The sequence below is a fragment of the Pontiella sp. genome (assembly GCF_041622395.1).
In the GTDB taxonomy this organism is placed as follows: domain Bacteria; phylum Verrucomicrobiota; class Kiritimatiellia; order Kiritimatiellales; family Pontiellaceae; genus Pontiella.
Window position 1 is genome coordinate 1 of the sequence record NZ_JBFJYW010000089.1, and the last position, 12376, is coordinate 12376.

General features: G+C 60.9%; 9 protein-coding genes. 5 read left to right on the forward strand and 4 right to left on the reverse strand.

The window, feature by feature from the left end:
* Positions 1-185: 185 nt before the first annotated feature.
* Positions 186-599 carry a C-GCAxxG-C-C family (seleno)protein gene (locus ABYO54_RS06975; protein ID WP_372807526.1) on the reverse strand — a complete coding sequence of 138 codons (414 nt, stop codon included), beginning with the start codon at positions 597-599 and terminating at the stop codon, positions 186-188.
* Between the two features lie 167 nt (positions 600-766).
* Positions 767-3220 carry a hypothetical protein gene (locus ABYO54_RS06980; protein WP_372807527.1) on the reverse strand — a complete coding sequence of 818 codons (2454 nt, stop codon included), beginning with the start codon at positions 3218-3220 and terminating at the stop codon, positions 767-769.
* Between the two features lie 286 nt (positions 3221-3506).
* Here ABYO54_RS06980 and ABYO54_RS06985 point away from each other — a divergent pair, with 286 nt between their 5' ends.
* The gene (locus ABYO54_RS06985) at positions 3507-4544 is read left to right on the forward strand and encodes an aldose epimerase family protein (RefSeq protein WP_372807528.1); all 1038 of its coding nucleotides are present in this window, start codon (positions 3507-3509) and stop codon (positions 4542-4544) included.
* Between the two features lie 76 nt (positions 4545-4620).
* Here the strand turns inward: ABYO54_RS06985 and ABYO54_RS06990 are convergent, their stop codons facing one another.
* Positions 4621-5019: a hypothetical protein gene (locus tag ABYO54_RS06990; RefSeq protein ID WP_372807529.1), complete on the reverse strand. Its 399-nt coding sequence runs from the start codon at positions 5017-5019 to the stop codon at positions 4621-4623.
* A gap of 129 nt (positions 5020-5148) precedes the next feature.
* Here ABYO54_RS06990 and ABYO54_RS06995 point away from each other — a divergent pair, with 129 nt between their 5' ends.
* The 4 genes from ABYO54_RS06995 to ABYO54_RS07010 all read left to right on the forward strand — a co-directional run bounded on the left by ABYO54_RS06995 (position 5149) and on the right by ABYO54_RS07010 (position 11913).
* On the forward strand, positions 5149-6273 hold the full coding sequence (locus ABYO54_RS06995; RefSeq protein WP_372807530.1) for a glycosyltransferase family 4 protein: 1125 nt from the start codon (positions 5149-5151) through the stop codon (positions 6271-6273).
* Positions 6274-6287: 14 nt separating this feature from the next.
* Complete coding sequence (locus tag ABYO54_RS07000; RefSeq protein ID WP_372807531.1) at positions 6288-10421, forward strand: PAS domain S-box protein; 4134 nt, start codon at positions 6288-6290, stop codon at positions 10419-10421.
* Positions 10418-10858 carry a response regulator gene (locus ABYO54_RS07005; RefSeq protein ID WP_372807532.1) on the forward strand — a complete coding sequence of 147 codons (441 nt, stop codon included), beginning with the start codon at positions 10418-10420 and terminating at the stop codon, positions 10856-10858. Before ABYO54_RS07000 ends, ABYO54_RS07005 begins: the two co-directional genes overlap by 4 nt.
* Positions 10859-10989: 131 nt before the next feature.
* On the forward strand, positions 10990-11913 hold the full coding sequence (locus ABYO54_RS07010) for an alpha/beta hydrolase (protein WP_372807533.1): 924 nt from the start codon (positions 10990-10992) through the stop codon (positions 11911-11913).
* 218 nt (positions 11914-12131) lie between these two features.
* Here ABYO54_RS07010 and ABYO54_RS07015 read toward each other — a convergent pair.
* On the reverse strand, positions 12132-12376 hold a 245-nt coding region (locus tag ABYO54_RS07015), incomplete at its 5' end, for a hypothetical protein (protein WP_372807534.1).

The window sequence follows — 12376 nt, forward strand, 5'->3', positions numbered from 1 at the left end:
CCCTGCATGCCTTCCTCCAGCGAGGCCCCGTTGGCCAGCGAAAAGATCGCGCCGCAATCGGTGCACTCGTACAATTTCACTTCGGAATCCCGCACTTCGGAATACCCGAAAAAATCCACTTCGCAGGAATTGCAGGTCAGCGCCCGCTTTTGAACGCGCACGGTTTTGATTTGCATGCCGGCTCCTTAAACGATCTCGTTTCGGTATTTTTCGACGACTTGATCGAGGGCGCGGGCGCTGGCCAGGATTACCTTGCGGCATCCTTCGGCTTCCGTGCGGTGCTCCTTCTTCAGCGGGGCGCAGTCGATATGGCCCATCTCTTTTTCAAACACAGCGAAATAATCCTTCGTGATCGTCTTGGCCAGGTCCGACTCGTGCCCGCGGTCGCGGACGAACAGTTTGCCCAGCGCCATCACGCCGCCGGTCAGTGCGCCGCAGAGCAGCTCCTGCCCGCCGACCCCGCCCCCGAACCCGGCAGACAGCACCAGCGCGTCGTGCGACAGGTTCCAGCCATGCACTTCGTTGGCGGCATGCAGAATGGTCTCCGCACAGTTCAGGTCCTTGTCCGCAAAAAATCCGGTTTCAATCAGCTTTTCCATATCCCATCTCCTAATTCATTCCGCCGTTTATGTGGCTAGATCCGCACAAAGGAAAGCACGATCGGCCCCGTTGGAAAAGCCGCATTCCAAGGATTGCCCTTGCTTCAACGGGATAACGGCCCCGTTTTGCCGCGATCAACCTAGGTCTGGCAACGCTTGCCGCGGGTTTACGGCCAACGAACCTGGACCCGGTAGAAGCACGGTTCGCCGTTGCCCGCAGGCGGGTTGGTAAACGCGTTCACGTCCGGCGTGGCCGGGAGATCGACCGCTCCGGCAACATTGGAAAAGACCGTTGCCGGCAAGTTGGTGGTCGCCTGTACCGAATAGAAGCGCCCCTCGGCACTTGTCCAACGGATGATGGTTCCGTCGCCGCTGATCGCGAGGATGCGGAAGCACGACACGCTGTTGGTTGGGTCGGTGCCGGCAATGTATTCCTCCCAGTTGCTCATCCCGTCGCCGTCGGCGTGCCCGCCGGCATCGTCCACAAACGGATTGAGCCCGTACCGGATCTCGAACTCGTCCGTCATGCCGTCGTTGTCGTCGTCCGGATCGTCCTCATCGGCCAGCCCGTCGCCGTCGTTGTCGGCCATGGCCAACCAGCCGCGCAACACGCCCTCGTCGGCGGCGAGCGCATAGGGCAGGCCATTGTTGGTATGGAAAACCGGCGCGTAGTGGACATCGTTCTCCTCGCCTTCGATCCGGTCGGCCGGGCGGTAATAGTTTTCGTGAGGGGAGACGGGGCCGATGTGCCAGATGAGGTTGTTGCTGCAGGTCACGTGGTTGCCCAGCGAATCGTTGTTGTAGATCGCATAGCCGGTTTGGCTGAAGGGATCGACGTTATTATAAGCGATGACGCACTCGCGGACATTCATCCAGCGGTTGCTGGCGGAGGCGCGCAACCGAATCATATCGGCCGCCGCGCCGTCGGGGCTGGCGCAGTTGACGATGGTGCAGCGCTCGACCCGAACGGTGTGCGACAGACTGCTCCCTTCATAGCCGTCATAGGCAACCGCGCGGCCGAAGCCTTCGATCAGGCAGTGCGAAACCACCGCCTCGCCTTGGAGGGCGGTCTCCGTTCCCCAACCGCCAAAGAAGACGGCGGTACCGTTGCGTTTGCTGCGGGTGCCGGGAATCCCGTTGAGCTGGTCGCCGTCGTATTCGCCCGTCATCCAGACATTGGAAATGGTGGCGTTGCACCAATGCCGGTCTTCCTCCGCCGCAGTGGACCAAAACTGGAAGGCCGAGCGCGCCCAGTCGTTGCCGTCGCCGCTAACCTCGACCTTGAAGTTGGCGAACAGCGTACGGTTGGAGCAGCCGTTGAGGTCGCGGATGAAGCCGGTGTTGGAGGTTTGGAAAACCGTCGCCGTCGGACCGGCCCCAACCACGCCGATACCGCCGGAGGTGCCCCAGTAAAGATCCTGGTTGCCCTCGCCCGAAAAGGTGCCGGGACCGACGTTGATGGTCGAGGGCGAAACCGCAATGTTGCGCGCCGCCTCCAACGTCAGCTTGGCGGTTTCCCACGTCAGGCCGTCGTTGCCGTCGTCGCCGTCGGTGGAGACATAGTATTGCGGCAGCTCGGGTTCGGTCGTGCGCCAGCCGCGGTCCACCTCGTCGGCCAGCACATAGGGTTCGCCGCCGATCGTTTTGAAATTGGGCGCGTAGTGGACGTCGTTCTCCTCACCGTCGATGTGCTCTTCGGGGCGGTAGTAGAGGTCGTGCGGCGACGCGGGCCCGATGTGCCAGACCAGGTTGTTGCCGCAGACGACGCGGTTGTTCGTCGATTCCAGGTTGTAAATGGCCCACCCCCAGTTGCTGGAGGGGTCCGCGTTGCCGTAGGCGATGACGGAGTCGCGGACGAGCAGCGTGCGGTTGCCGCCGGAGCCGCGCAGCCGGACGAGGTCGCAGTCGCCGCTGTCGGGACTGGCGCAGTTGACGATGGTGCAGCGGTCGACCCGAACGGTGTGCGACAGGGCGCCGCCGCCATAGTCGTCGTAGGCAACCGCGCGGCCGAAGCCTTCGATCAGGCAATGGTCGATGTCGATTTCGCCGGCCAGACTCGCGTTTGTGCCCCAGCCGCCGAAAAAGATGCCGGAACCATTGGCCTTGCTGTTTGTGCCGGGAATCCCTTGGAGCTGATCGCCGTCATACTCCCCGTTCAGCCACAGGTTCGACAAGGCGACGTTGCAGAGATGCTGATCCGGATTCTCCGAATCGGTCCACCACCCGAACGCGGTGCGGCCCCAGTCGTTGCCGTCGCCCGCAATCTCGACCTTGAAGTCGGCGAAGGTGGTGTGCGCCTCGCAGCCGTTCAGGCCGAGAATGAAGCTGTTGGCTACGCGGAAGATCGTCTCCGTTGGCCCGGACCCGACCACGTTCACGCCGCCATGGTCGGTCCAGATTATGTTGTCGTTGGCGGAAAACACGCCGGAGCCGACGTTGATGGTCGAGGGCGAAACCGCGATGGCCTTGGCCCCCTCCAGGGTCGCCTTGGCGGTTTCCCAGCTCAGGCCGTCGTTGCCGTCGTCGCCTGAAGCAGCCACATAAAGATCGGGGCCGGCCATGGTGGCCAGCGGTGCGCAAAGCACGAGAAACAAGCAATACCGCGCATATCGAGTATTCATCGTGATCCTCCCTGGTTGGTAGCACGCACCGGTGCATTTAACGCCGAAATTTTCCGTTGTCAATCGCCCAAATCAAAAAACCCCTATGTTTTCATACGGGATTTTGTCGGGATGGCGTTTCCCCCTATTCGCGCTTGGCCCATCCCCCCGCGAAAACCGCGCCCCGCAAGGGTTAGGCGCCGCGCAAGGCCGGGGATGCCCGAAGCGATATTTCCCCTTAGGCCTTTGACTTTGCGGCCCTCGAACATTTAACGTGTACGCCATTTTTAACCAGAAGGATTCGGCAATGAGCGTAGTGAAAGAAAGTTTCGGGCGGACGAACGACGGCCAGGCCGTCGATGCATTCATCTTTGAAAACGCCAACGGCATGAAGGCCAAGGTGATCAACTATGGCGCAACGATCGTCTCGATCGAGACGCCGGACCGCGCCGGCCAGCCGGCCGACTTGGTTTGCGGCTTCGACGACATGGTCGGCTACCAGAGCGAAGCCAATCCCTATTTCGGTGCCTGCTGCGGCCGCTATGCCAACCGCATCGCCAAGGGCAAATTCACGCTCGACGGCGTGGAATATTCGCTGGCCATCAATAACGGCCCGAACGGGCTGCATGGCGGCACCGTGGGCTTCGACAAAAAAGTGTGGGACGCCGCGATGGTCGGCGATTCGGTCAAGATGACGCTGATCAGCCCCGACGGCGAGGAAGGGTATCCGGGTACACTGAAGGTCGAGCTGACGTATTCGCTCAACGACGAAGGCGAGCTGCGGCTCGACTATTCGGCGACGACCGACCAGAAAACGATCCTCAACCTGACCAACCACAGCTATTTCAACCTGGCGGGCGCAGCCAGTGGCTCCGTCCACGACCAGATCATCTGCATCAACGCCGACCGCTACACGGAGGTGGACGACGACGCGACGCCCTCCGGCCGGCTGCTTCCGGTGGCCGGCACCGAAATGGACCTGACTTCCCCGACGCCGATCGGCCAACGAATCGGCGAGGTGCAGGGACGCGGCTACGACCACAACTATTGCCTGAACAAGAAAGCCGAAGGCGAGCTTTCGCTGGCGGCGGTGGTGACCGATCCGGCGAGCGGCCGCGCGATGGAGTGCTGGACCACCGAACCGGGGGTGCAGTTCTACGCGGCGAACTGGGTCGAGAACGTCGTTGGCAAGGGCGGCGCCATCTACAACATCCAGGAAAGCTTCTGCCTCGAAGCGCAACACTATCCCGACAGCCCGAACCACCCGGACTTCCCCAGCACCGAGCTGGCCCCCGGAGAAACCTACACCCAAACCACCATCTATAAGTTCGGGGTCGAGGGATAGGCCGCGCGGATAGCGCAAAGGTAAATAGCCGGGACTCCTTGCCCGGCTATTTCGTTTTCCGGGTAGACGGTGCGGACTACGGGAACAGTGCCTTCACCGAATCCTTGTTCAGCGCAATCAGGGTGAAGACGCCGAGCACGGTGCCAAACGGCATGAACATGCATTCGACGCCCGCGACCACCATACAGAAGAGCCGGCCTTGGCGTTTGCGCAGCTTATTGCCCGCGATCAGAATGCAGACGGCGCAGGCCCATCCCAGCAGAATGAAGACCGAGCCCATGATCACGAACATCCAGCCAATGAACAAAGGCGGGTGCGCGGAACCCTCGGTCGCGCCAAAGAACGTTCCCGAAACCATCGCCAGCCCCATGAAAACATGCAGGAACGGCATGCATGAAAACAGCGCGATGAGCCCCCCGACGACGTAGTGGAAGGTTGCCAGCAGATCCAGCTGCTTGATTGCTTCGTTGTCCATTGCCGATCTCCCTTGGAATAAAATACGGCAAGAACCTACCGCGTTCCCGGAACGCGAGACAAGGCAAACCGCGTGCGGCCGGAATATTCGGGCTTGTTTCGGGCAGGGGGAAAATCCAGACTGGGTTCGATGAAGATCGGCTTTTCGACATTTGTGCTGGATGGGGGACGAACCGGGGTAGCGACCTATATCCGCGAGTTGATCCGTTTCCTGCAGTTGGAGGATTCGGAAAACTCGTACGAGTTGCTGATGGCGCGGTGCGACGCCGACCTGATTGCCCTTTCGAACCCTCATTTTTCGAAGCGCATCGTACCCTCGGCGGTCCGGCAGCCGCTGCTCAACCTCGTCTGGCACAACACGGTGCTGGCGGCGGCGGGGAAAAAGTATGATCTCGTGCATGTTCCGAGCGCGCGGCGCATCCCGCTGGTGAAGGGAACCAAGATCGTGGCGACGGTGCACGATCTGGCGGCGTTCGCGGTGGAGGCCAAATACGACCCGGCCCGGATGTTTTTCAACCGCAAGCTGGTTCCGGCCATGATCCGCCGGGCCGACCATGTGATGGCCGTGAGCGAATTCACCAAGAACGACCTCGTGAAATACGCGGGGTATCCGGAAGAGCGTATTTCGGTCATCTATTCGGGCATCAACCACGATGTCTTCCGCCCGGTCGAGCCGGCGGCGGCGCGCGAAAAGCTGCAGCTGGCGCATGGACTCGAAAAGCCGTTTTTCACCTATGTCTCGCGCCTGGAGCACCCGGCCAAAAACCATATCCGGCTGATCGAGGCGTTCGAACGCTTTAAACTCGAGAACGACAGCGCCCACCAGCTCGTGCTGGCCGGCGCCGACTGGAACGGGGCGGATGCCATCAAGGCGCGCGCAGCCCAAAGTCCGGTGAAGGACGACATCCTGTTCCTGGGCTTTGTGCCCTTGAAGTCGCTTCCCCTGCTCTATTCGGCGTGCGACCTGATGGTTTTCCCCTCGCTGTTCGAAGGTTTCGGCTTTCCGATCGTCGAGGCGCTGGCCTGCGGCGCACCCGTGATTTGCTCCAATACCTCCTCGATGCGCGAACTCGCCGGCAACCGGCTGCCGACCTTTGAACCGACCGATCCGGAGGCCCTGTTCCAATGCATGGTTAACACGGTCTCGGCAGGCTGGAGCCGCGAAAGGCGAGTTCGAGGCACGGATTTTGCTCTAAGCTTTGATTGGAGACGAACCGCCCAACGGGTTGTGGAGGTATATCGGTCGCTTGGCTGACGGATGAAGACGGTATGAATAGGGGAACCAAAATCCTGATATGGCTCGTTATTTTCGCCGCACTCGCAACGGCGGCGGCCTTGGTCTATCTAGAACTGCCGAAAGAGCAGCCGAAGCTCGAACTCACGCGCCAGGAGTTCGATTGGTTGCAAAACCATGCGGAATCCATCCGCATGGCCCCCCTGCCCGATTCCCAGCCCATCGATTTTTTCGATCAGAACGGACGGCACGCGGGACTGACGGCGGACTATATCCGGCTGATTGAACGGAAACTGGGCATCCGCTTCGAAGTGGTTCGCTGTAAAAACTGGGCGGAAATCCTCGAAAAGCTGCAGAACAAGGAGATCGACCTCGTTGGATCGGTGCAAAACACGCCGGAGCGCCAAGACTTCCTGCGCTTCACGGCGCCCTATTTCCGCGTCCCGACGGTGATCCTGACCCGCCAAGGCTGGGGCGGCGAGCTGACGCTCGACGCGCTGGGCGAGGCCTCGGTGGTGCTGGTGGAAGGCTCGGCCATCCACCACCATGTGGCCCAGCTGCACCCGGAATTCGACCTGATTCCGGTGAAGGACGCCGGATCGGGCATCCGCATGGTTTCGTTCAAGGAGGCCGATGCCATGGTGGCCGACCTCGGCGTGGCCTCGCACTATATCGACACCTTCGCCATCGGCAACCTACGCGTGGCGGGCGACATCGACTATCCGTGGGACCTCTGCCTGGCCTCGCGCGGCGACTGGGAGCTGTTCAACTCGATCCTGAACAAGGCCCTGGCCAACATCACCCCCGAGCAGCGCCGCGAAATCAGGCACCGCTGGATCACGCTCGACGACACCGTGCGGATTCCGCGCGCGCAATATTTGCGGATCATCGGCGGCATCCTGGTCATCACGTTGCTGGCGATCGGGTCGGTCATGTTCTGGAACCAAACCCTGCGCAAACAGGTGAGCCACCGCACCCATGAGCTCGGCCAGGTCCGGCAAAGCCACGCCCAGGCCACCCGCGCCCTCGGCGAGAGCGAGGAGCGGTTCCGGGTGCTGGTGGAATCGTCCAGCGACATGATCTGGGAAATGGATTTCTACGGTTGCTACCTCTACGTCAGCCCGCGCGTCCGCGAAATCCTGGGGTACGAACCCGAGGAGATGGTGGGCCGAAGCTCCCTTTCCTTCCTGGTCAAGGAGGACACGGAACGCGGCATGGAAAAACTGCGCAGCGGTTCCCCCCAAAGCGTGTTCGATTGCGAAATACAAACCTTTGTCCACAAGTCGGGCCGCAAGGTGATCATGGAATCGAGCGGTCGGGCCTTCGCCAACAACAAAGGCGAAACGGCCGGCTACCGCGGCGTTGCGCGCGACATTACCGACCGCATCGAATACGAAAACGCCCTGCGCCGCTCCGAAGAGCGGTTCCGCAATTTGGTCGAAACCACCTGCGATTGGATCTGGGAGGTCGATGCGGAAGGCAACTACACCTACGCCAGTCCCCAGGTCCAGGATTTGCTCGGCCATACCCCGGATGAAATGATCGGGAAGCATTTGACCGCGCACATGGCGCCGGCCGAGGCCGAGGCCATGCGGGCGCTCTTCGGCAAAACCGTGGAAGAGGGCACCCCGATCCACGCGATGGTCAATGCCCTCCGCCACAAGAACGGCAGAACCGTGATGCTCGAAATCAGCGCGGTCCCGTTCTACGACAAAACCTGGAGCATCCGCGGGTACCGCGGCATCGGCCGCGACATCACCGACCGCGTCGCCGTCGAAAAACAGCTCGAATTCGAGCGCAACCTCTTCCGCTCGTTCATGGAACACGCCCCGGACCTGATCTATTTCAAGGATGCCGATGGGCGCTTCATCGAAGTCAACGCCGCCAAGGCCGACGAGCTCGGCCTGACCCCCGAAGAGGTGATCGGGCACACGGATTTCGACTACCTGCCGGCGGACCAGGCCCACGTGCGCCAGGACGACGAACAGGAAGTGATGCTGACGCGCAAGCCGGTCCAGAAGGAGGAGTTTGCCGCCACGCCGTCGGGCAACCGCTGGTATTTGACCACCAAGGTGCCGCGCTACGACAACGAAGGCAACGTGGTGGGCACCTTCGGCACCTCCTGGAACATCACCTACCGCAAGCAGGCCGAAGAAGAGCTCCGCCATCTGCGCGCCCTGCTCAGCAATACGATCGACTCGATGCCCTCGATCCTCGTCGGTGTCGATGCCGTCGGCTCGGTGATCCAGTGGAACCGCCAGGCGGAAGCGGCCACGGGCCTGCTGCCCGCGGATGCCCTCGGCCAGCCGCTGGCCAAGGCCTTCCCCGCCCTGACCAAGGAAATGGCGAAGGTCGAGCGCGCCATGCGCGAACGCCGCCCCCAGCAGGAGGAGCGCATCCCCATCCTCGAGGGCGACCGCACCCGCTACACCGACATCACCGTCTATCCCCTGCTCGACGACGAAACCGAGGGCGCCGTGATCCGCGTGGACGACGTGACCGACCGCGTGATGATCGAAGACAGCATCCGCAACATCGTCGAAGGCGTGGCCGCGGTCGGCCGCCGCTTCTTCAACTCGATGGTGGACCAGCTGGCCAAGACGCTGGGGGCCGACTTCGCCTTCATCAGCGAATTCCACGGCGACGAGCGCGAGGCGATGCGCACGATCGCGGTGTCCGATCATGGCGCAACCAGCGCCAACTTCAACTACGGCCTGGCCGATACCCCGTGCGAACACGTGCTCTCCGGCGACTCGTGCGTCTACCTGGAAAATGTCGGCGACTGCTATCCGAAAAACAGCCTGCTGCAGGAGCAAGGCATCCACGCCTACATCGGCATCCCGCTGGTAGACTCCGAGAACAAATCGCTCGGGGTGATGGTGGCGATGTACCGCAAGCCGGTGGAAAAGGTTGATTTCGCCAAATCGATCATGCAGGTCTTTGCCGGGCGCACCGCGGCCGAGCTGGAACGGCTGCAGGCCACCAAGGATCTGGTCGCGTTGCAGAACCTGCTCGAAAACATCATCAACTCGATGCCCTCGATCCTCGTCGGCGTCGATGCCGAGGGCCGGGTGATGCAATGGAACCGCCAAGCCGAAAGCGTGTCGGGCATCGATGCCAAGCGGGCGCACGGGCAGCCGCTCCGCCGCGTTTTCCCCGACCTGGGCCCGGAGATGAACCACGTACTCGAAACCATGGGCATGCACGGAACCGAACGCAACGAACGCATCCACTGCACGATCGACGGAACGCCGCGCATGGTCGATGTAACCGTCTACCCGATCACCTCCGACGGATCGGAAGGCGCCGTGATCCGAATCGACGACGTGACCGACCGGGTGCGGATCGAGGAAATGATGGTGCAGTCGGAAAAAATGATGTCGGTCGGCGGGCTGGCGGCCGGCATGGCGCACGAAATCAACAACCCGCTGGCAGGCATTCTGCAGAACCTGCAAGTCATGCACAACCGCATCATGCACACCACCGAACGCAACATGGGCGCCGCGCAGGAGGTGGGCACCTCGCTCGAAGCCATCCAGGCCTACATGGAGAAGCGCGGGCTGTTCGGCATGATGGAATCCATTTCCGAGGCGGGGCGCCGCGCCGCCAAGATCGTCGACAACATGCTCAGCTTCAGCCGGAAAGACGAGGCCCACTTTGCGCCCAACGATCTGGAGGAGATCATCGAGCGCAGCATCGAGCTGGCCTCCAACGACTACAACCTGAAGAAGCGCTTCGACTTCCGCCATATCCGGATCGAGCGCGATTTCGATGCGCTCGAACCGGTCCCGTGCGAAGGCAGCCAGATCCAGCAGGTGATCCTGAACCTCCTATCCAACAGCGCCCAGGCGATGGCCGAACGCAACGAGCGCGCCGCCCAGCCGACGATCCTGGTTCGCCTGAAGAAGGAAACCGACATGGTTTTGATCGAAATCGCCGACAACGGCCCCGGCATGGATGCCGAAACCCGCAAACGCGTATTCGAGCCGTTCTTCACGACCAAGGAGGTCGGCCATGGAACGGGGCTGGGGCTGTCGGTCTCCTATTTCATCATCACGGAGAACCACGGCGGCAGCATGAGCGTTGCGTCGTCGCCCGGCCATGGGGCCTGTTTCAGCATCCGCATCCCGTATGAGCACCGCATGGAGCGCTGGGGGTTGCGGTTATGATGGGCCGCGACGAAAGCGGCCCGATCCGGGTCCTGCTCGTCGACGACGAGCAGGCGATCCGCGACTGCCTCGTGGCCTACCTCGACGATGTGGGGTTCGATGCGATGGCCTGCGGCAGCGCCGAGGATGCGCGCGACCTGATGCGGGTGGAAAGCTTCCAGGTCTGCATCGTGGACCTGCGCCTGCCGGGACTCGGCGGCGAGGAGTTGATCCTGTGGGCCCACAAACATTTCCCGGAGCAACGCTACATCATCCACACCGGCGCCATCGCCTTCACCCTCTCCGACGACCTCAAAGCGATCGGCATGAAGCTCGAACACGTGTTTCTCAAACCCGTCATCCGTCTGGTGCACCTGACGGCGTGCATCAAGGAGCTCGCCTACACCCCCGAGGCGCAACGGCCCAGCTCCAAGTTTTCGGCATCGGACCGGCACTAGGCATAGACCCGAACGCGTTGCCAACCTGCGCTCTTTTGCGGCTGAACCTTCAGTTTCATGAATTCTCAATACATGTTTCCCCCGATCGAGAGATCGCGCTATTGTGCCGATTCATGCTACGGAGATGCCACATGTCCAAACAGATGCTCGCAGTATCCTTGGTCGCCCTTTTCTTGGGGCAGATCGCCATGGCCGGGCTCGATTCTCTTTTCTACCAGCCCGACGCGAGAAACTATGCCTCCCCGGCCCAGAACGGATCGGCCTATGAAAGCATACCGTTCAGTAGCGCGGATGGCACCCAGCTGACCGGTTGGTTCATTCCCGCCAAGGGCCAAGCACTGGGAACGGTGGTTCATTTCCACGGCAATGCGCAAAACATGAGTGCCCACTATTCGTTTGTATCCTGGCTTCCGGAAAGTGGATTCAACCTCTTCACCTTCGACTACCGTGGCTATGGGCAATCAAAGGGAACGCCCTCCCGAAAAGGGGTCTACGAAGATTCCCTGGCCGCCCTTCAATACATCAAGACCAGAACCGATATCGACCAAACAAAAATCATTCTGTTCGGCCAAAGCATTGGAGGGGCGAATGCGCTGGTGGTGGCCGGAAAAAACCGGATCGACGGCATTGTCGGAATCGCGGCAGATTCATCCTTTGCGTCATATAAAAGCGTCGCGGTAGAACATGCCGGGTTGCTTAAACCCCTGGCTTTTTGCCTGATCGGCAACAAACTGAGTCCCCAAAAACACATTGCGAACATTGCGCCGACTCCCTTGCTCCTGATCCATGGAACGCAGGACCGTGTTGCATCGTATAAACACGCGCAGAGTTTGCTCGAAAAGGCGGGAGAACCCAAACAGCTCTGGACGATTCAGGGCGGCGGACATACCTCAGCGCTGGGGGCTTGCTTTAAAGAAACCGCGCCCAGACTCCACGCACAATTTGTTGCCTGGGTCCGAGAACCGACCCCTCCGCCGTCGAAGGCGTCACCTTCAAATCCTCCATCGCCGCCACCCTCGTCAACGGTCAGATCGCCTACAGCAACGGACAGGTGAATCATTCAGTCCGCGGGCAGCGCCTCCTTTTCAACCGTTAATCCCAAATCCGGGACTGGAACCACGCAATTCCGCCCAAGCGGAAGGAATTGCCTCAGATGGACACCGAGCCTCAATGAGATATGGAGTTTGTTCCGCACACCCGCCGGAGCAAGAACCTGTTTTGCATATCCTGTTCATGAATCTGTGTTTATCGACAATTGATCGCTACTCGCTCGCTATGGCCATCTGTGGTTCATTTGCTTTTCTTGGTTAAATCTTTTACCTGCACCATACCGTGTATTTCGCGGTCCAAAACCCACCCGCACCGATTTTTCTGCCCTTCCCCATCCGCACCGATTTTTCTGCCGTTTATCTTTCTGCCCCACTCTCCTCCGCACCGGATTCGCTTCTTTGCGCCTTCGCGGTCCAAAACCCACCCGCACCGAATCATTCTGTCCTAAATCATTTTGTCGAACCCACG

Excerpts from the sequence above, each read along its gene's own strand:
- ABYO54_RS06975 (WP_372807526.1), bottom strand. The coding sequence starts at position 599 with ATGGAAAAGCTGATTGAAACCGGATTTTTTGCGGACAAGGACCTGAAC.
- ABYO54_RS06980 (WP_372807527.1), bottom strand. The coding sequence starts at position 3,220 with ATGAATACTCGATATGCGCGGTATTGCTTGTTTCTCGTGCTTTGCGCA.
- ABYO54_RS06985 (WP_372807528.1), top strand. The coding sequence starts at position 3,507 with ATGAGCGTAGTGAAAGAAAGTTTCGGGCGGACGAACGACGGCCAGGCC.
- ABYO54_RS06990 (WP_372807529.1), bottom strand. The coding sequence starts at position 5,019 with ATGGACAACGAAGCAATCAAGCAGCTGGATCTGCTGGCAACCTTCCAC.
- ABYO54_RS06995 (WP_372807530.1), top strand. The coding sequence starts at position 5,149 with ATGAAGATCGGCTTTTCGACATTTGTGCTGGATGGGGGACGAACCGGG.
- ABYO54_RS07000 (WP_372807531.1), top strand. The coding sequence starts at position 6,288 with ATGAATAGGGGAACCAAAATCCTGATATGGCTCGTTATTTTCGCCGCA.
- ABYO54_RS07005 (WP_372807532.1), top strand. The coding sequence starts at position 10,418 with ATGATGGGCCGCGACGAAAGCGGCCCGATCCGGGTCCTGCTCGTCGAC.
- ABYO54_RS07010 (WP_372807533.1), top strand. The coding sequence starts at position 10,990 with ATGTCCAAACAGATGCTCGCAGTATCCTTGGTCGCCCTTTTCTTGGGG.